The sequence below is a fragment of the Priestia sp. YIM B13552 genome (assembly GCF_042787775.1).
Classification (GTDB): Bacteria; Bacillota; Bacilli; order Bacillales; family Bacillaceae_H; genus Priestia; species Priestia megaterium_E.
The window spans coordinates 1-19,283 of the sequence record NZ_JBHZOU010000015.1; the positions used below are offsets into that span (position 1 = coordinate 1).

Here is a 19,283-nt window from a genome sequence, read left to right on the forward strand (position 1 = left end):
GTCCTAATTATAAAGGAGAGAAGTTGTATGAGATTGGACCTGTAGTATCCGATAATAACATGATTACTGCTTCAGGAGTAGCACCTCTAGAATTCGCGAGGGACGTATTAAAAAAATTAGATGTATTTGCATCAAATACATTAGATTCATGGTATAGCTTAAATAAAACTCAGAAGTCCGAATACTTTTTTCAGTTAATGAGCTCGTTATAGATTCCTAATTATATACAAGGTCGATTACAATAATTTTCTTTTTTATTTTTGTAGATACCTATAGTCTGTTTTATGTTAATAAGAAATGAATATCATATACAGCCTAAAATAGAAAAAACTACCGTTCCTCGCCAACGGTAGTTTTTTCTCATAAAGGTCATTTATTTAAGTACTAATGTATAACTTTCCCTCTCAAAAGATATAAAGCAATACCTAAGCATCTTCGTTAGTAAAAAGAGTACGAGCCGTTTGGTTAAAGGCATCTGTTGCTTTTGATGTATCTTTCCTATCTAGCACTGCTATATTAATGTCTCTGAACGTGTTCGGCTCTAATTCTCGAAAAACTACTTGTTCTGGCAGCGACAAGATATTTTTTTTGGTTGTAATGGTAATGCCTAATCCTTCTTGTACCATACTTAGCGCTGTGTCGATGTAATCAACTTCAAATCGTACTTGAGGCTTTAAGTTAAAATCTTTAAATAAGTCATGGACTTGTACTTCATAACCGCCTCTTCCAAGTATGATATCTTCATCTTGTAAGTCAGGAATACCTATTGTGTCTTTCTCGTATAAAGGGTGACTTGAGTGCATAATGACAATCAATTGATCTTTCATTAAGGGTACGATATCAAAATCTTTATAAGGAGGAATAATAATTCCTACATCAATAGATTTAGAACGCAGCCACTCTTTCACTTGATCGACACTTCCTTCTGAAAGCTTGATTTCTAGACCAGGGTACTTATCTTCCATTGTACGTATAATTTTCGGGATAAATCTTGTACAAGCAGTTGGGTAGGTGCCAATATGAACCTTACCAATTTCTAATCCTTGTTCAGCCGCAATTAATTCATCTACTTTTTGAAATTCACACAGGATATTTCTAAAAATAACTAATACACGCTCGCCTACGTCCGTAAAAAATAATCCATTCTTTTTATTTCTCTTAATTAACGTCGTTCCTAATTCTGATTCAATAGCTGCTACGGCACGACTTACCGCAGGCTGTGTCATATGCAGTTCTTCACCAGCTTTTGTAAAACTTCCGGTTTCCGATATCTGAACAATAAGTTCAATTTGTGATTTATTCATACCAATTTTGTTATCTCCTATATAATTAATGTGCATTTTATTTATGTTAGAACCTAATGTACCCTAAAAGAGAATTAAACTTCAAGAAATCAACCGGAGGTAATTAGTATGGTCAATCGCAATATATTATTTCTATTTGCACTTATACTAGCTGCATTTAATCTTAGACCGGGTATAACGTCAGTCAGCCCAGTTTTACATGGAATAACGAAGGAACTAGGCATGAGTTCTACTTCAGCAAGTTTACTCACTTCTATTCCTTTATTATGTTTTGGTTTTTGTTCGTTATTTGCTGGCCGTTTAGCAAATCGCTATCAATCAGAGAAAGTGATCACTTTCTTTATATCGTGTATAGGTATTGCAACGTTTCTACGTGTTTTTACAAATTCATCACTATACCTATTAATAACGGCTTTATTAATTGGGGCAGGAATTGGTGTTGTAAGTCCTTTACTTTCTGGTTTTATCAAAAGCTACTTTCCAGAGAAGGCGGCATCGATGATAGGCATATATTCTACTTCAATGGTAGTGGGTGCATCCATTTCCATCGGGCTAACGACACCGCTTCAACACTGGCTCAATAACTCATGGAAAAATGGATTAGCATTTTGGAGTATTTTTGCTTTATTCGCCATTCCACTTTGGTTGATGGTAACAAAACAATCTCATACTCCTAAAAGCAAATTTTCACAAAAGAGGAAGGCTTCCTTGCCATTAAAAAATAAAGAGGCCTGGTTATTAACTTCGTTTGTAGGACTTGTAACTCTGTTATTTTATTGTTTTGCGGCATGGCTGCCAGCCATTGTAGAGGAAAAAGGGTGGACGCCAGCATTTGGTGGTCTTGCAGGTACAATAGCTATGATTGCACAGTTGCCAGCTACTTTGTTATTGCCTAGTCTCCTGAGAGTACTGCCAAATAAAAGATTTTGGATTACATTCTTTACCCTCAGTGTGATTGTTGGTTTATCTCTTTTATGTTTTACAAACGTAACGCCGATTATTTCAAGTATATGTTTAGGAATTGGTGGCGGTGGTCTTGTCTAGCTAACTTTATTGTTACCAATAGATAAGACAGCTTCACCTATAGAAGCAAGTAACTGGTCAGCAATGACTCAAGCAATTGGATATATGATTGGTGCAGTGGGCCCATTTATAATTGGATTTCTTCATGATTATTTAGGAAGTTTTGTTCCTACATTATATCTTCTTATAATTATGGGTTTCATTGTGATCCTGCTAGGTTGGAAAATCACGAAGCCAGCTAAAGTTAAAGTAGAGGGGATACCTGCGAAATAAAAACCACGATCTACTTCGTGGTTTTTATTTTAGCTGTTGAAAAAGAGTATCTAACAATTTTTAACGTATAGAGGACTATTTGTAGTCGCAAGGGGAGGTTTGTTCTCATGAATATTTTAATCTTAGGTGCCACTGGACGAGTTGGAAGTCAAATAGTGAAGAATGCTCTTCATGACGGACATCACGTTACGGCATTAGTTCGCACTCCAGAGAAGATCCAAATAACTAATGAAAAGTTAACGATTATTCAAGGGAATGTTTTAAATCAAAATGATATTGTCCGTTCAGTAGGTGGGATTGACGTAGTTATTAGTGCACTAAATACCGATGGGACTACTACTTTATCAGAAAGTATGCCACTGATTATCGAAGCAATGAAAAGGGAAGGCATACAACGGATTATCACTATAGGAACTGCTGGTATTTTACAAAGCAGAAGCATTCCACAATCAATGCGCTATGAGCTAAGGAAATCAAAGGGTAGGTCAGTACGTGCAGCAAAAGAACATCATAAAGTTTACACTATGCTAAAACAATCCAGCCTCGACTGGACGATTGTCTGTCCTACGTATTTGCCGGATGGAGAAAGCATAGGTGAATATCGAGTGGACGATGATTTTTTGCCAGAGGACGGAACTGAAATATCCGTGTCAGACACAGCAGAATTTACATTTAGCCAAATAAAAAGCAGCGATTACATAAAATCACGTGTAGGTATCGCCTACTAATAAAGCCTTATATTTTTCTATCTTTCAGAGGTGACGTTATGGACTTACATGATTTAACAAGCCATCTTATTCATCGTACAGATGTAAAACTAATGAATTATTTTAAGAAAAAGCTAAAACCTTATGGCATGACTCCAGTGCGATGGAGCATTATTAGTGTTCTAGACACTCAAACAGGGATAACTCAAAAAGAACTAGCAGAAGCCATTGATAAGAAACAAACAACTATCGTAGAAATGATTTATGCGATGGAGGAAAAAGGACTCTTAAAAAGAACGTTCAGTGAACGAGATCGTCGCTTACATTATCTGTTTCTTACAGAAAAAGGGGAAGAGATAAAGAAGACCCTTTCGCCTTTAGTTAAAGACGCCCATCTCTTTGTTACTCGTCAATTAAGTGATGAAGAAATTGATCAACTTAAAACATTGTTAAATAAGGTATATAATACGCCTTGTTAATTGATATTCTTATAAAGGATGTTATAGATGGCAAGTTAATTACTGTTTGGACTCAACTTCAACAAATTTAATAACTAGATGAATAAAATAAAAAGCGACATACCTATTAATGGTAAGTCGCTTTTAGTTATTTATCATTTTAGCTTGAATAATGTAGCGATCAGGTGCTTTTCCAATCATATGAAATGGATAGCAAGTTGTTAGTGTAAGCGTAGACTTATCTTTAGGAACAATTACTGTCCGATCTTCTTTATGTGTAATCCATATCTTTTTAATTTGGTATTCATAAAGTTTATTATCAAATTCTACAATTAGACTGTCACCCGTTTTAAGTTCACCTAGCCTTGTAAATACGGTGTCGCGGTGCCCACTTAATACTGTGTGTCCCATTCCCTTTGGAGTAGTAGTTAAATCACTAACAAACATCCCTACGCCTCTTTTCAAGGTATCAGCATCTGTTCCCCAATACACTGAATATTTCAATTCGAGTTTAGGAATAACAAGATTCGCTACTTTTTGACCTTTGTTGTAATTATAATCTTCCATTTTCTCTGGAGACATCGTATCGACTTCTTCTAGATTCACATTTTTAGTTGATTCTTCTTGTTTTACTTCAGTACTTTGTTGGCCTACATCTTCTTTTTCTTTTACTTCATAATGGTTTATTTCCTTCTGAGATAAAGTCTCTGAAGATGATCTTCCTAAGTTCCACTCAAAGAATGAATAGCCAGCTAGGGAAATGCCTATCACAAATAGACAAATGCCTAATATTCTCATATAGCTGCACCTCTATAAAAAAGAGACAGGAATAATCCCGTCCCTTTTATTTTATATATCCTTATATTATGCTTTTGAATTTTTGCGACGAGTAAATACTACCACACCAGCAGCCGCAACAGCTAAACCAGCTGCTACACCAAGTGGATTATTACTTGCTGTTTCAGGAAGCTCTTCGCCTTCTTTTTTGTCTGAAGTAGCTTTTTGCTCTGAAGAAGAATTGTCTTCTTTAGTAGCAGTGTCTTCTTTTGCAGGTTGTTCTTCAGTGGATTGTTCTGTAGTAGTCTCTTCTTTAGTCGTTTCCTCTGAAGTAGCCTCTTCTTTAGTCGTTTCCTCTGAAGTAGCTTCTTCTTTCTTACCAATGCCGTTGATCTTAGAAGTATCATAGTCAGATGGAGCTTCACAAGGAATACCATCGTCTACTTTGTTACCCCAGCCATCTAATCTCTCCGGATCATTTGTTGCTGTGTAACCTTTTGAATTCCAGTAGTCTACTACTTCTTGGTATGGCTTACCTTTAAAATCAGAACAGTCTTTATCTAAACCGTTTGATTCTGCTGATGCTGTAGTTGCTACGGTACCAATTCCCCCAAATGTTAACGCTGCCGCCAAAGCAAATGTTACTTTTTTCATTTCTCCTACCCCCAATATTTGTGTGTCAGATTTGCTAACAATTTCATATTAAACTCTTTTTCTTGCAACTTCAACAATAATCTGGGTCGTTATCTACATTTTCCCTTTATTCGTCAATTTCTTCTATTTTATATGACAATATTATTACTTTTATCCGTTTTATTGAATTAAATTAGTTTTAAATGGACAATGTTTTCCTGTTTTTTCTTTAAATTAAACCTCTTGTTTTTTCATTTTATCGTAGATTCAATTCTTCACTATGCTTGAAATTTCTTGGGGATTTGAGGATTAATGATAGGTTTTTTTCTTTAAGTTATAATAGAGAAAGATATCCAAATTTTATTTAAGGTGACAATTGGGTATCATATATTTTCTATATAAGGAGCATGTAATGAAGAAGGATATTTATGTTGTTGGGGCAGTAATTGTTGAAGATGAAAAGATCCTATGTGCGCAAAGAGGTCCAACTAAAGCATTGGCTTACAAATGGGAATTTCCTGGTGGGAAAATAGAAGAAGGTGAATCTCCTCAAGACGCGTTAAGACGTGAAATAAATGAGGAAATGCATTGTAAAGTTCATATTGGTGAACAAGTTGAACATACTGTTTATGAATATGATTTTGGAATCGTTCATTTAACTACTTTCTATTGCAAACTTGTCGAAGGAACTCCAGTTTTGACGGAGCATGTATCAATTAAATGGTTACCTCCAAGTGAGTTGAAAACTTTAGACTGGGCACCTGCAGATATTCCTGCTATTGAAAAATTAGCAAAGGCGTCTCTGATGAATTAAAATGGTTAAAATCTAAAAGAGCTATTTACTTTGGTGAATAGCTCTTTTATTTTTATATAAATTTGCCCTCGAAAATAATGAATATTACAATTAACTTAAATATTTAATATTGAATGGAGAATACGGAGTGAATTTTATTCAAAGCTTAGAAGCATCTTTACATAAGGGATTCATTAATGAAAAACACACTAAATCCGGGAGCTATACACCTAAACTATTAATTAATGATGTGAAAAATAATGAATATGTTTTAACTTCATTGTTAGAAGAACTTGATAAATGTCAGTCTTTTATTTTTTCAGTTGCTTTTATTACAGAAAGTGGTTTAGCTACGCTTAAATCTCATTTGCTGGATCTTAAACAAAAAGGAATTAAAGGTCGAATATTAACATCGACATTTTTAAAATTCAATCAACCCAAGGTATTTAGAGAATTACTTAAGATTAAAAATGTAGAAGTGAAATTGACCAACTTACATGGTTTTCATTCAAAAGGATATGTGTTTAAACATAATACCTATTATTCATTAATTGTAGGAAGCTCTAATCTAACTGCCCATGCACTAAAACTGAATTATGAATGGAATATAAAGCTAACTTCACATGAAAACGGTGAAATTGTTCAAAACTTTCAACATCAATTTGAAGAAGTTTGGAAAAGCTCGCAACCTTTAAGTGAAGAATGGATTGCTGATTATGAAAAGGTATACCTTCAAGCTGCCTATAGTAAGGTAGTACCTCAGGTGACAGGTGTCTCTATCCTATATGAAAACAATCTTATTGAAGAAAATCAAAAGATTGTGCCAAATAAAATGCAACAAGTAGCTTTGCAAGAGATTGAGGCCGTTCGAAAAGCTAGTAAAAAGAAAGGATTAATTATTTCAGCAACTGGAACAGGGAAAACATACCTTTCAGCATTTGATGTAAAAAGCTTTAATCCTAAACGTATGTTATTTATTGTTCACCGAGAGCAAATATTAAATAAAGCAAAATCAGACTTTAAAAAGGTACTTGGTGGCCAGGATGAAGACTTTGGTACTTTATCCGGCACTAATAGGCAAATATATGCTAAATATTTATTTGCTACAATTCAAAGTATTTCAAAAGATGATACCCTGCACCAATTTGATCCTGAAGCATTTGATTATATTTTAATAGATGAAGTTCATAAAGCAGGTGCTAAATCTTATCATAAAGTAATTGATTATTTTAAACCTATGTTCTTTATGGGGATGACTGCTACTCCTGAACGTACAGATGATTTTAATATTTATGAGCTATTTGATTACAATATTGCTTATGAAATTCGTCTACAAGAAGCGCTTGAAGAAGACATGCTTTGTCCCTTCCATTATTTTGGAGTGACAGATCTTGAATATAATGGACAGTTGATTGATGATACTACACTTTTGTCTAAGCTGGTGACTGAAGAACGTGTGAATCATATGATTGAAAAAATTCAATATTATGGTTTTTCTGGTGATAAAGTTAGGGGATTAATATTCTGTAGTCGAAAAGACGAAGCAGAAGAATTGTCTTGTACATTAAACAAGATGGGTTTTCGTACAGCTGCATTAACTGGTGACGATTCTCAGAAAGATAGAGAAGAACGAGTAAAACAGTTAGAAAACGGTATGCTCGATTATATTTTAACTGTGGACATTTTTAATGAAGGAATTGATATCCCAAGCGTCAACCAAGTTGTTATGTTAAGGCAAACGCAGTCAAGTATAGTTTTCATTCAACAATTAGGAAGAGGGCTTCGCAAACATATTTCAAAAGAATTCGTTACAATTATAGATTTTATCGGGAATTACAGAAACAATTATTTAATTCCTATCGCTTTTTCGGGAGATAAATCGCAGAACAAAGATAATATACGTAGACATATGCAAGATACAAGTTATATTAAAGGAGTTTCTACAGTTAACTTTGAAGAAATAGCTAAAAAACATATTTTTAAAGCTATTAATAATACTAATTTAACTGAGATGAAACAATTAAAAGAGGCTTTCAACGAGTTGAAAAATAGGATTGGTAGAATACCCTATTTATATGATTTTGTAGCAAACCGTTCAATCGATCCTATGGTTATTATAAATAAATACTCAAACTATCACCAATTTTTGGTGAAAATTAAAGAAAATGTTCCTCAGTTAACGGAGTACGAAAACAAAGTTCTAACAATGTGTTCATTAGAAGTATTAAATGGAAAACGTAAGCATGAGATTTTATTATTAGATACATTATTACATCAAGGGAAAATCAGTTTTGATAAGTATCTCTATCTCTTGGAGGAATCTAATTGTCAGGTAGATGAAAATACACTAACTTCAGTGCAAAATATTTTCAACTTATCATTCTTTACACAAGTGTACAAGGTTAAATATGGAGAACAGCCTATTATTGTTTTAAATGAAAACAAGGACTTTGTGTTTAATAAGGACATTGCTAAAAGCTTAAATTCAAATAACTACTTCAAGAATATGATTACAGATATTGTCCGAAGTGCAGCAGAAAAAAATAAGTCTTACCAATGTAATGAACCTCTAACATTGTATAAGAAATATACAAGAAGAGATGCATGTAAGCTTTTGAATTGGACTAGTGATGAAAGTTCAACTATGTATGGTTATAAAACTAAATACAATACGTGTCCAATCTTCATTACATATCATAAGAATGAAGAAGTAGAAGCTAGTGTAGCGTATGGCGATGAGTTTTTGGATCAAGAAGTATTAAAATGGTATACAAGAAGCAACCGATCATTAAAGTCAGAGGAAGTAAAAAAGATTATTGAGGCAAAAGCAAATAATATTGATATTCATATTTTTGTAAAAAAAGATGATGATGAAGGAAGCGGTTTTTATTATTTAGGTAAGGCTATTCCAGATAAAAATACTGTTCAACAAGCTGTAATGAAGGATAAAAATAACAAAGAACTTCCAGTTGTTCATATGAATATGATTATGGAGAAAAGCATAGATAGTAGGCTCTATCATTATATTAAAGGTATAAAAAACGTTTAAATTGATCTAGATATATTTTGTTTATATGTAATTTTTTAGGTATAGGAGTTAGCTGAGAATTTTCTTGAATTATTGACTTGTTAATTGGTTGAAAAAGAGTATATTAATTTTCCTCTTTTCCAAACGATTATATAGATGGAACTCATATGCCTTATGTAGTGTAAATATAAAATGATTTTTGATTGTCTATGTGACCCTATTTTATTTAAAGAAAAAGAATTACAACTGATATTTGCATTAAATCTTAGAACCTAAGCAAGGTTAGGATATATCTCTTAATGGAGGAGAACAATGAAGCATTTACAAGACAAAGCTATAAAATTCAGAGATGATCGTGGATGAGGAAAGTTTCACAATCCTATTCTTTGTCATTAGAAGCAAGCGAACTTCTTGAGAATTTTAATAAAAGCTTTCTTAAGGATCAGTAAGAAATATCCATCGGCATAGTTAGAGTTTCATAAATAAACAAAAATTAATTATTTATCCATACGAAATTTATAACAGTGAGGTGAAAGTATGAAAGAAAACAATATAAAGAATTTAAAATATGAAATTGTAAAAAGTATGAGAAATTATTTGTGAAAAAATTAGACCTTGAGAGTGAAGTAAATCGCTTGATGTCAGAAATTAATTTATTGGATGCACAGCATACTCTTGATAAAGGAAACCAGCTAAACCGACAGATAGACGATATAATCTCTGAAATTGATTATCTGAAATAGGCGCTTGAAGCGATTAAGTAAGCTAGATCAAAATATGCCAAATTCTACAATCGTAATCGATTTTAAACAGAATTCAACTGGTTTTTCCTGTCTTTGCTTATCTGGGTAAATACTTTTCACCCTTTGAACTTAAAGGATATTCAGGAGTTATTTCTTCTCACTCAAAAATATGAAAATGTGCCGGTTATATACGGGCATATGGGCGGAATTCATTGGCTACAAACGATAGAAATGATAAAAGATACTAAAAATGCTTACTTAGATATATCTGCATTTTATACAACATATGCCTTGTCTTTAGCTATAAAAGAAATACCTGAAAGAACGTTATTTAGTTCAGATTTTCCATATGGAGATCCATACTTAAATCTACAGGCGGTTAAGCGGCATACATCTAGCGGAGAAGTTGCAGACAGAGTGTTAGGTGGGAATATCTCGAATCTGCTACATCTATAAATTCAGCGTTTTTTGTTTGATGTTGTGTTGTATGGGATAACTAGCAGTGAATTTTAAAATTATTTTCTGCCTTGAAATAAAAAAAGGCAGCCAAATAGAGGGCTGCCTTTTAAACAAAATTGAACAACTAGAATTACGTTTTCTCATCACATATGATGAATTTCATTTGAGATATATCATATTCTGTAGTCCTTCAGTTCCTTAATTTCCCTCTCGGAGATAACTTTAAAGACTCACATTATAAAATCTACTTACTCAATTTTGTTTATTGCTAACAAGAGTGACATGCGGAGTTTTACCTTTTGATTTCCTAGATGAAAGATAAACGCCCACAAAGATAATAAGTAGTCCAACGATTACGTTTGGAGTAATTGTCTCTCCCAGTAGTACATAACCCCATACCATGGCCGAGGCAGGGATTAGGTAAGTAACCGTCGCTGCTAATTCAGGGCCACCATTTTTATTGATATAAAAATAGATTAACTGACCCAATCCTGAGCCAAAACAGCCGAGACCCACAATTGCCAGAATCGGAAGTGGATGAATTAACAAATCTAATTTAAATGGTTCGGTAATCAACATCCCAACTAAACCGATGATAGCACCTGTTAGTAGGGTGAAGGTTGTTATAGTTAGTACGCTCACCTCAGACAAAAACCGTTTTGTTAACTGCCCAGCAAGCCCATAGCAGATACAAGCAACAAGCATTGTTCCAATCCCAACAAACCCTTTCCCGAAAATCTGACCAAATTGAAAATTCATGAGGACGAGTATCCCGAAAAAACCGATAAGAATACCGATCCATTGACGTCCGGTAAGTCGATAAGAAAAAAGAATAAATCCGATAAGACCTGTCCAGATTGGAGTGGTCGCATTCAGAATGGAGGCAGTCGTACTGTTTATCTCAGTTTCGCTTAAGGAAATTAATCCCCAGGCTAAACCACAGTTAAATATACCAACAACAATCAACGCCTTCCAGGGGAGTTTCTCTTTAACTTTTCTACGCTTCCACCATAAAAACGGGAGCAAGATGATTGCACCTGCTAAACAACGAAAAAATACAATTCCCCATATGCCAGCTGAGGGAAGCAGCCACTTCATAAATACAAAAGATAAACCCCAAATTAAACTAAGCCCAATTAAGGCTCCATACAATCGAAACATAATACACCTCCTTACTTCACTTATTATGGCAAATTTTGTTGATTATTTCATTCCGAAATTTTGCTTTGTAGAACATTTTCTCATGTTTTTTTGTTTTCGTTATCTCGATATCTTTCTCTAGGTACATAAGGTATTTTTTTATAAAATAATAGATTCGACGTTATTCATAGGAATAATTCGGAAAGCTTTAGAGTTTTCATTGAAAGGGAACGTTTGTTCTTGTATAATATAGAGAACGAATGTTCTTTTTGATAGGTTCTTTGGATCGATTATGAGCAGCTACCAAACAGAGTCATTATATGTATCGACATGAAGGCATTCTTTGCTTTGTTTTTTCTATATTAAATGCAAACGTTGAAGAAGAGGAGAAAATGAGCTTGTTGGAGGATGTTGTAATCAGCGTGAAAGAAGCCTATGCCCTTGCCAAAACGATTGATTAAATTGGGCTTTCTCTTTAAGAGCACCCAACTATACCATCACCTTAAAGAGAAAAGATAACCAATATATAAATTATATAAAATTAGTTTTCTAAGGAGAAATAACATTGAACTCTACACTCAATAATTCAGAAGATATAAAAAGGGAAGAAGGACAAAAGCAGCTGCTTGAAAAAAGTCTTCAAGCTCATAGAAATAAAAAATGGATAATCAACTTTACTTGTACTATATCTTTTCTTTTAGCAATATTATGTTTTTGCTTTCAAGTGCCAGACGCTATAATTATTACTGTTATCTTACTGTTCATATGTGTAACTTTCCAAATCGCACATAAAATGTTAGATAGAAAAATAGAGCTGCGCTTGAAACGTATAAAGCAGGATCATAGAAAGATCATATTCAAGATAAAATAAATCCTAACTTCCTGCCTATACTTTTCTAAAGTTTAGACAATCTTGCTACGAATCAATAACGTGTCATCTTTTTGCTTGTTAGTTTAAAGTTAAGGGTTTTTGAATAGACGTAATCCAAGAATGAACGCTTTTTTACTTGTTATTGGACTCACTCGATGCTTTAGTTTAAAAAAGGAGGGCTTTATGAATTACTCTAAACTGCTTCAATATCAAGGCTGTATTTATTTAAACTCTATATTTGAACCTGAGGATAACGCGTTAATAGTGGATATTGAACGTTGCAAAATTAGTGGAAATGTAACTGAAGAGATAACAGGAGAAAGCACTTCTTCTTCGTATGCCTCTATTGATGTGGATTACGCACTTCCTATAATTCGACTTACATTCGATTGGTACATTGCATACTCTGTTAGAAACGAAAGTTTTACTGTAATAGATGAATATGAAATGTATAGAGGAGGCGCTTTTGCAGTTTATTCAAAGTCCAGATATCTAGATTTTATCGAAGTTGGTACCATAGCTGACGATATACACCCTGGCCCGTTTAAACACTATGGAATACATGCTTTGAATCATATAATTGATGTGGTTTCAACTGAACCTCCAAGTATTTCAGTAATACAAAGAGATCGAGAACAAGAGTAAAAAATGAGGTTAATATGTAGCACATTAACTATATTAAGAGGATAGCAACGCTTAATGGATCAAGAGGTGTTATAAGGCAAGGATAGCTTTGCTATAACATTTTGAAATATTTAAGATATTAAAACGCAATTTCGAGGAAAGAAATACAAACCACTTATTATTAATTGAAGAAGGCTATAAACATAAGGGGTAAAAACAATGAAATTTTATGAGGCGTTAACCTATGTAAAAAAGAACTTTTATGAACCCCATCACTTCGTTATAAAAACTATTCGAGAAGAAGCTCAGAATTCAGCTTATGGCGCTGGTACCTTTCAGTTAAATTCAAAATCTGTACGATTTAGGGTGGGGAGAACTACCCCTAACAAGGTAGGGCAGTTTGTATCCTTTTGGGAAAAAGATGCGACTCATAAAAACCAGGCCTTTTCGTATGTAAAAGCTACCGATCTATTAGTTATTAATACCTTCACTAGTACAAATAGATTTGGACAATTCATTTTTCCAAAAGAAGTTCTTTTAAAACAAAAAATCCTTAAAACGGAGACCACAAAAGGTAAAATGGCTATTAGAGTGTATCCGATATGGGATAAACCAACTAGCAAACAAGCTATGGAAACACAAAAATGGCAATTAGAATATTTTGTTGAACCGAATAATTTGTCCCACCAAAAGTTCTTAAAACTGTACTCCGAGAGTGATATCGATTAAAGCCTTACATATAAGTATACCTTACCTATGATAAGAGAGGCCCACGCATAACAGAGGCAGGATTCATTCAGTTTGTTGATTCTCTTGATAATTTATTTACCTTCATGGATCACATGCAGTTAAGTGAACTAATCGATGTTCGCATTGTATAATGAGCGAACCTACTTGAAATGTTTATAATTTTAACAACTATCAAGTCAATTGAAGGAGGGCATTTCCTACATTTGAAGAATAGTAACACCATTAAATGAATTGAAGGTTGACTATATCATTGCGAGAGCGACAGGTTAAAAAATTGAATAGGAGTGTTCCTTGATGACAAATAGCAAAATGAATCCTAAGGTTGATGAATTTTTAACTAAAGCTAAAAAGTGGAAAGAAGAATATGAGACGTTGAGAAAGATTGTTCTTGACTGTGAGTTGACCGAAGATTTTAAGTGGATGAATCCTTGTTATACGTTCGAGAAAAAAAACATTGTTTTAATGCATGGATTTAAAGAATACTGTGCGCTGCTGTTTCCTAAAGGTTCTCTGTTACAAGATTCTCATGGTATTCTAATTCAACAAACGGAGAATGTGCAAGGGGCACGACAAATTCGGTTTACCAATGTGCAAGAAATAGTTGAAAAGGAAGCCGTCTTAAAAGCTTATATTTATGAGGCTATCGAGGTGGGAAAAGCTGGATTAAAAGTCAAAGCTAAAAAGCCTGAAGAACTCATTATTCCTGATGAGCTACAGCATAAATTTGATGAAATACCTGCTCTAAAAGATGCTTTTACTACATTGACTCCAGGACGACAAAGAGCATATATTCTTCATTTTTCTGCGGCCAAACAATCTAAGACTCGAGAATCAAGGGTTGAAAAATGCATTCCAAACATCCTTAATGGAAAAGGATTAAATGATTAGTACATTTTATTTAAAACGTGGCCAATTTTGAATTGAAAATTAAATAAATTTAAGTGAACTGATTGATGTCCCATTTGTATAAAAGTAGAGTAGATTAAAAAATGACAGCGTTCAAAAATTTTTTACTTTAGGAGAAAATGCTATGGAAGTTTTCGCAGAATATTTAGCGCGTATAGATAGCCCTGACCACCGTAATCGAATAGAGGAGGTTTTGGCGTGGATTGCTAATACTTTCCCGAATTTGGAACCACAAATCAAATGGAATACGCCAATGTTTACTGATCATGGCACATTCATCATCGGCTTTGCCTCAGCGAAACATCATTTGAGCGTTTCACCTGAAGAAACAGGGATTGCGCACTTTAATCATGACATCGCCCAAGCTGGATACAGCGCTACCAAAGGCCTGTTTCGAATTCTATGGACTGAGCCAGTAAACTATGAATTACTTAAAAAAATAATTGAGTTTAATATGTTAGATAAGAAAGACTGTTCAACTTTTTGGCGGAAATAAAAAGCAGGTTATGAACGGAGAAGAAGGAGGGTACAGAACGGTGAATTTTGAAATGGTTATGAAAGACCTTGAAGCGCTTGGTACGGAACGAATTAAAAAGACTTACATAAACAATGGTGCACGCGATCCACTTTTTGGAGTGGCAACAGGAAAAATGAAGCCGATTGCAAAGAAAATCAAGAAAAATCAGGCTTTAGCCGAGCAGCTTTATGCGTCTGGTAATTATGACGCTATGTATTTTGCTGGTATCATTGCAGACCCAACAGAGATGACTGCGGAGGATTTTGAGCGTTGGATCGATAAAGCGTATTTTTACATGCTATCCGATTATGTAGTTGCAGTAACTTTGTCAGAAACCGATTTTGCGCAAGTTGTTGCTGATAGATGGGTGGCAAGCGATGAAGAACTTAAAATGTCGGCAGGTTGGAGTTGTTACTGCTGGCTTTTGGGTAATCGTCCTGACGATGAATTTAGCACAAGCAAGATTGCCGATATGCTTAATCAAGTGGAAAATACGATTCACGATTCTCCAGATCGAACGAAATCGGCTATGAATAATTTTATCTATACAGTGGGTATTTCATATTTGCCACTTCATGAGAAGGCGCTTGAAACTGCAAAGGCAGTAGGGCCGGTCGAAGTTAAGAAGGATAAGAAAAAAGTAGTATTCTTCTTGCTTCCGAAAACATTCAAAAGGATATAGATAGAGGACGGCTTGGGTTCAAACGCAAACATGTAAGGTGTTAGCATGATTTGTAATGGAGCTGCGCTACCTGAAACCAGACTCATAAGTATTTAATGGTAATTAGCTTACTATACGTAGGAGGTTTTGTTCCTTCATAAACCATCCGTTGAAGAAGTGGCAGAGGATGAAAGCAAAAAAATTCTTGGGAAAAGGGGAGATTAAAGATGAACATCCGAAAGGAAAATCTAAGGATCTGTCATAAAGGACACAAATATTATAAAAGCAGTAGCTGTCCGACCTGCCCAACCTGTGAGCAAGAACGCAAACCTGAAGAGGGATTTATTTCCATGCTATCAGCACCAGCAAGACGAGCATTGGAAAGCAACGGGATAACTTCTTTGCAGCAGCTATCAACATTTAGTGAAAAAGAGATATTACAATTTCATGGCATGGGGCCGGCTTCTTTACCTAAACTTAGAACAGCTTTGCAGGCCAATGGGTTAGCCTTTAAAAATTAAACATTAAGAACAGTTAAAACAAGAAATAGATCTGGATAAAGTGTACGAATACGCTGAATTTCTGGATATGGAAGGAGGTTAAGAAATAAAAAAGTAGTGGGAAAAAGAAGGGTTGGAGATTTAAGTTGAATAACAAATTAGATAAAGCATTAGCGTTACGAAAGAATGGAAATCACAAAGAATCTAACGAGTTGCTAAGTGAATTAGTTAAGGAATTCCCAGACAATGCTTTATATAACTATCAATGTGCGTGGAGCTTTGACATATTAGGAGAAGAAGAAAAGGCAGTGCCCTTTTACAAAAATGCCATAAAGATAGGGTTACCTTCTAAGGATATGGAAGGTGCAGTATTGGGGTTGGGCAGCACATATAGAGCCTTGGGGGAATATGAAAAGTCAAAAGATATATTTTTAAAAGGGATGGAATTATTCCCAGATAATCATGTAATTAAAGTGTTTTATTCTATGACCTTGTACAATTTAAAAGAACATAATCAAGCGATGGAACTGTTACTGAAATGCTTACTAAATACGACAAATGACAATGAAATACTAAGTTATAAAAAAGCCTTACATTTCTATTCAGATAAACTGGATCAAACCTGGAAGTAGCTTATAAAATTCACTGAATATACGTTCTTTTCCTGAAACGAGGAGAGGACTTTTTTTGTAACAATATTGGCAGGCTTTGCTAAATGAGAAAGCCCTTACATATTATATATATCTAATATGTAAGGGGCTCTATAAGAATTAAATTCGAAATAGGAGATCTTTGCTTTAGATCTTGCGCTTCTTTCTTTGTTGAAGCATTTATGTTTGTACCACTCTATCCTTACTAAACTCTTGTTCAATTAGCTTATCCATGAGAAAATCGTAAAAAACTTGGTAATTTGTTTTAGTTAGTTTGTCCAGTTCCTGGTGAGTGATAATGTTATGTTGGATGAGTAAACCTATAGCAGCTGATATACAATTTACTTTTAAATCTTCTTCCCCAAACATATAAATCACCTTCCCTTATTTACTAAGTAACCCATTCTGTATAATAGGCATACTTAAGACACGGACTTATATAAGCTCTTTTCTCAATATTGCTCTCGTGCTGATATAAAATGATAATAAAATGTTCTTAACACTTTTTAATGCATACTGTTATTTTTATATACTTCGCTTTCTTTTCCTGCAAAAAAAACTAAATGATTTAAAATTTCCCTTATTATGGAATTTTACATTTATTTTTAACAGTTAGGGAAGCTTTTGAACACTCAGTATGTATCTGAATGTCAACACCAAGAACTTATGAACGCCATCCAAAGAAAGTGAATAATGGAATTTACATCTCAATAAAATACTGTTATTACAAGTTAGTGAGGTAGAAGTATGAAAGAAACCAATAGTAAGAATTTAAAATCTGAAATTATAAAAAAGCACGAGGTATTATTTGCAAAGAGATTAGAACTTGAGAGTGAAGCAAGCCGTTTGATGTTAGAAATTAATTTATTGGATGCACAGAATACTCTTGATAAAGTAAATCAATTAAATCAAAAGATAGATGATATAACCTCTGAAATGGATTATTTGAAACAAGCTCTTGAATCCATTAATTAAGCTATATATCAAAGTGTAACTAATTCTATAAGTATAACCACGAGTAATTTAGAAAAAAGTAATCAACATGGAAGAGAAAGAAGGTATTTCTATGAAATCTGTATTGTTAATTGGACAATCAAATATGGCAGGCAGAGGATTTATTGAGGATGTACCGCCGATTTACAATGAGCATATACATATGTTGAGAAACGGTAGATGGCAAACGATGGCAGAACCACTTAATTTTGATCGTCACATATCTGGTGTTGGGCCGGCAGCCTCTTTTGCTCAAGCTTGGACAGAGGATCATCCTGGCGAGTCCATTGGGTTAATACCATGTGCCGAGGGAGGAAGCTCAATTGATGAGTGGACAATTGACGGACTATTAACAAGACACGCGATTTCTGAAGCGAAATTCGCAATGGAAACAAGTGAGTTAGTGGGAATTCTGTGGCATCAAGGAGAAAGCGACAGTTACGGAGAACGTTATAAGATGTATGAAGATAAATTGCTTTCGTTATTTAAACATTTGAGAGAAGAATTGAATGTACCAGATATCCCGATTGTTATCGGTGAGTTGGGACATTACCTTGGAGATGTGGGATTTGGAAAAAGCGCTGTAGAATATAAACAAATCAACGAGATATTATCTAAAGTCGCCCACACAGAAAAAAGTTGTTATTTTGTAACATCAACAGGCTTAACAGCAAATCCAGATGGCATTCATATTGATGCCGTCTCTCAAAGAAAATTTGGATTAAGATATTATGAGGCTTTTTCAAAACAAAAGCATGTGTTAGATGTTTTAGACGTTGAGCATGAATGGATTGAAAAGGAAGCAAAGCGTGAACTAACTAAAAATGAACGTATATTTGTTGAAAGTATGAAGTTTGCCTTGGGACAAGTAAGTTTTGAGGAGTTTTCTATTAATATCTCTACTATTAATGAAAGTAAGTAAAGCAAAATTAATCCCATTCTCTTTAGCTTGGTGCCTATTTTCCATATAAGTCTTCTTCATTCCATAAAAGAAACCTCCGTTCAAGTCATAAATTTGAACGGAGGTTTTTTATTATCCTCGAAAGGTTAATTTTATTTTTTATTCACTTGGCGTCCACTTTTTTTCTGGCTCTGGGAAGTTGTGTTGCCAGTTTGAAATTCATTGCCTAATTCAACATCATTTCTTTTATCTTGCTTCTCTACTTGCTTCTCTACTTGCTCTCTTGTTTGATTCTTTTTCTGTGTCCCTTGTTTTGACATTACTTATCTCATCTCGCTTTCATTCAGTATTGTTTTTAATATGTGCAACTATAAGAAAAAACATATAAATTAAATAAATAATTTGTTAGTTGCTTCTGAATCAAAACCCTATTGATCACCAAGCTAACCCCGGCATATAAACAACCGAGCACATCTTACATTACTACTTACACCTCACCTAATGCAGTAATTACTCTTTTTTAGTTTTAGGGTGGACGGACAAGCTTTATGGGATTAATTTGATTTTGGAAT

General features: G+C 34.2%; 22 protein-coding genes and 2 pseudogenes. 18 read left to right on the top strand and 6 right to left on the bottom strand.

What is annotated here, in order from left to right:
* Positions 1 to 212: pseudogene (locus ACFX40_RS26685) on the top strand (glutamine amidotransferase); the annotation flags it as partial.
* A gap of 213 nt (positions 213 to 425) precedes the next feature.
* On the opposite strand, the gene ACFX40_RS26690 reads toward ACFX40_RS26685, so the two are convergent.
* Positions 426 to 1,304, bottom strand: a complete 879-nt coding sequence (locus ACFX40_RS26690) for a LysR family transcriptional regulator (protein ID WP_377257210.1) — start codon at positions 1,302 to 1,304, stop codon at positions 426 to 428.
* 108 nt (positions 1,305 to 1,412) lie between these two features.
* Between ACFX40_RS26690 and ACFX40_RS26695 the strand changes: the two genes are divergently transcribed.
* The 3 genes from ACFX40_RS26695 (at position 1,413) to ACFX40_RS26705 (ending at position 3,786) form a co-directional block, all read left to right on the top strand.
* The gene (locus ACFX40_RS26695; protein WP_377257213.1) at positions 1,413 to 2,348 is read left to right on the top strand and encodes an MFS transporter; all 936 of its coding nucleotides are present in this window, start codon (positions 1,413 to 1,415) and stop codon (positions 2,346 to 2,348) included.
* A gap of 359 nt (positions 2,349 to 2,707) precedes the next feature.
* Positions 2,708 to 3,328 (top strand): NAD(P)-dependent oxidoreductase, encoded by a 621-nt coding sequence (locus ACFX40_RS26700; RefSeq protein ID WP_377257216.1) that lies wholly within the window; start codon positions 2,708 to 2,710, stop codon positions 3,326 to 3,328.
* 38 nt (positions 3,329 to 3,366) lie between these two features.
* Complete coding sequence (locus ACFX40_RS26705) at positions 3,367 to 3,786, top strand: MarR family winged helix-turn-helix transcriptional regulator (protein ID WP_377257219.1); 420 nt, start codon at positions 3,367 to 3,369, stop codon at positions 3,784 to 3,786.
* A gap of 123 nt (positions 3,787 to 3,909) precedes the next feature.
* Here the strand turns inward: ACFX40_RS26705 and ACFX40_RS26710 are convergent, their stop codons facing one another.
* Positions 3,910 to 4,563, bottom strand: a complete 654-nt coding sequence (locus tag ACFX40_RS26710) for a class D sortase (protein WP_279620304.1) — start codon at positions 4,561 to 4,563, stop codon at positions 3,910 to 3,912.
* Positions 4,564 to 4,629: 66 nt separating this feature from the next.
* Positions 4,630 to 5,196 carry an LPXTG cell wall anchor domain-containing protein gene (locus tag ACFX40_RS26715; protein WP_377257222.1) on the bottom strand — a complete coding sequence of 189 codons (567 nt, stop codon included), beginning with the start codon at positions 5,194 to 5,196 and terminating at the stop codon, positions 4,630 to 4,632.
* 391 nt (positions 5,197 to 5,587) lie between these two features.
* Here ACFX40_RS26715 and ACFX40_RS26720 point away from each other — a divergent pair, with 391 nt between their 5' ends.
* The 3 genes from ACFX40_RS26720 to ACFX40_RS26730 all read left to right on the top strand — a co-directional run bounded on the left by ACFX40_RS26720 (position 5,588) and on the right by ACFX40_RS26730 (position 10,195).
* A complete protein-coding gene (locus ACFX40_RS26720) occupies positions 5,588 to 5,989 on the top strand; it encodes a (deoxy)nucleoside triphosphate pyrophosphohydrolase (protein WP_043980987.1) in 402 nt (133 codons plus the stop codon).
* Between the two features lie 127 nt (positions 5,990 to 6,116).
* Positions 6,117 to 9,017, top strand: coding sequence for a DEAD/DEAH box helicase (locus ACFX40_RS26725; protein ID WP_377257225.1), 2,901 nt, complete (start codon positions 6,117 to 6,119; stop codon positions 9,015 to 9,017).
* Positions 9,018 to 9,832: 815 nt separating this feature from the next.
* Positions 9,833 to 10,195 carry an amidohydrolase family protein gene (locus ACFX40_RS26730; protein WP_377257228.1) on the top strand — a complete coding sequence of 121 codons (363 nt, stop codon included), beginning with the start codon at positions 9,833 to 9,835 and terminating at the stop codon, positions 10,193 to 10,195.
* Between the two features lie 255 nt (positions 10,196 to 10,450).
* Here the strand turns inward: ACFX40_RS26730 and ACFX40_RS26735 are convergent, their stop codons facing one another.
* Positions 10,451 to 11,359 (bottom strand): DMT family transporter, encoded by a 909-nt coding sequence (locus tag ACFX40_RS26735; protein ID WP_377257231.1) that lies wholly within the window; start codon positions 11,357 to 11,359, stop codon positions 10,451 to 10,453.
* 299 nt (positions 11,360 to 11,658) lie between these two features.
* Between ACFX40_RS26735 and ACFX40_RS26740 the strand changes: the two genes are divergently transcribed.
* The 9 genes and pseudogenes from ACFX40_RS26740 (at position 11,659) to ACFX40_RS26780 (ending at position 16,799) form a co-directional block, all read left to right on the top strand.
* Positions 11,659 to 11,799: a hypothetical protein gene (locus tag ACFX40_RS26740; protein WP_377257234.1), complete on the top strand. Its 141-nt coding sequence runs from the start codon at positions 11,659 to 11,661 to the stop codon at positions 11,797 to 11,799.
* A gap of 104 nt (positions 11,800 to 11,903) precedes the next feature.
* Entirely contained in the window at positions 11,904 to 12,209 is a 306-nt protein-coding gene (locus tag ACFX40_RS26745; protein ID WP_098334209.1) for a hypothetical protein, read from the top strand.
* Positions 12,210 to 12,392: 183 nt separating this feature from the next.
* The gene (locus ACFX40_RS26750) at positions 12,393 to 12,854 is read left to right on the top strand and encodes a hypothetical protein (RefSeq protein WP_098334210.1); all 462 of its coding nucleotides are present in this window, start codon (positions 12,393 to 12,395) and stop codon (positions 12,852 to 12,854) included.
* 198 nt (positions 12,855 to 13,052) lie between these two features.
* A complete protein-coding gene (locus tag ACFX40_RS26755; protein WP_377257238.1) occupies positions 13,053 to 13,562 on the top strand; it encodes a MepB family protein in 510 nt (169 codons plus the stop codon).
* 315 nt (positions 13,563 to 13,877) lie between these two features.
* The gene (locus ACFX40_RS26760; RefSeq protein ID WP_377257241.1) at positions 13,878 to 14,471 is read left to right on the top strand and encodes a YdeI/OmpD-associated family protein; all 594 of its coding nucleotides are present in this window, start codon (positions 13,878 to 13,880) and stop codon (positions 14,469 to 14,471) included.
* A 142-nt stretch (positions 14,472 to 14,613) separates the two neighbouring features.
* Positions 14,614 to 14,985, top strand: a complete 372-nt coding sequence (locus ACFX40_RS26765) for an iron chaperone (protein WP_377257244.1) — start codon at positions 14,614 to 14,616, stop codon at positions 14,983 to 14,985.
* 40 nt (positions 14,986 to 15,025) lie between these two features.
* Positions 15,026 to 15,732 (top strand): annotated as a pseudogene (locus tag ACFX40_RS26770) (DNA alkylation repair protein).
* Between the two features lie 162 nt (positions 15,733 to 15,894).
* The gene (locus ACFX40_RS26775) at positions 15,895 to 16,188 is read left to right on the top strand and encodes an RNA polymerase alpha subunit C-terminal domain-containing protein (RefSeq protein WP_377257247.1); all 294 of its coding nucleotides are present in this window, start codon (positions 15,895 to 15,897) and stop codon (positions 16,186 to 16,188) included.
* A 125-nt stretch (positions 16,189 to 16,313) separates the two neighbouring features.
* Positions 16,314 to 16,799 (top strand): tetratricopeptide repeat protein, encoded by a 486-nt coding sequence (locus ACFX40_RS26780; protein WP_279620316.1) that lies wholly within the window; start codon positions 16,314 to 16,316, stop codon positions 16,797 to 16,799.
* Positions 16,800 to 16,997: 198 nt separating this feature from the next.
* Here ACFX40_RS26780 and ACFX40_RS26785 read toward each other — a convergent pair whose 3' ends face one another.
* Positions 16,998 to 17,186, bottom strand: a complete 189-nt coding sequence (locus tag ACFX40_RS26785) for a hypothetical protein (protein WP_028414776.1) — start codon at positions 17,184 to 17,186, stop codon at positions 16,998 to 17,000.
* A 378-nt stretch (positions 17,187 to 17,564) separates the two neighbouring features.
* On the opposite strand from ACFX40_RS26785, the gene ACFX40_RS26790 reads away from it, so the two are divergent.
* Positions 17,565 to 17,792 carry a hypothetical protein gene (locus ACFX40_RS26790; RefSeq protein ID WP_377257250.1) on the top strand — a complete coding sequence of 76 codons (228 nt, stop codon included), beginning with the start codon at positions 17,565 to 17,567 and terminating at the stop codon, positions 17,790 to 17,792.
* A 91-nt stretch (positions 17,793 to 17,883) separates the two neighbouring features.
* Entirely contained in the window at positions 17,884 to 18,732 is an 849-nt protein-coding gene (locus ACFX40_RS26795; RefSeq protein ID WP_264388310.1) for a sialate O-acetylesterase, read from the top strand.
* A 131-nt stretch (positions 18,733 to 18,863) separates the two neighbouring features.
* Here ACFX40_RS26795 and ACFX40_RS26800 read toward each other — a convergent pair whose 3' ends face one another.
* Positions 18,864 to 19,031, bottom strand: coding sequence for a hypothetical protein (locus ACFX40_RS26800; protein WP_377257253.1), 168 nt, complete (start codon positions 19,029 to 19,031; stop codon positions 18,864 to 18,866).
* Positions 19,032 to 19,283 lie beyond the last annotated feature (252 nt).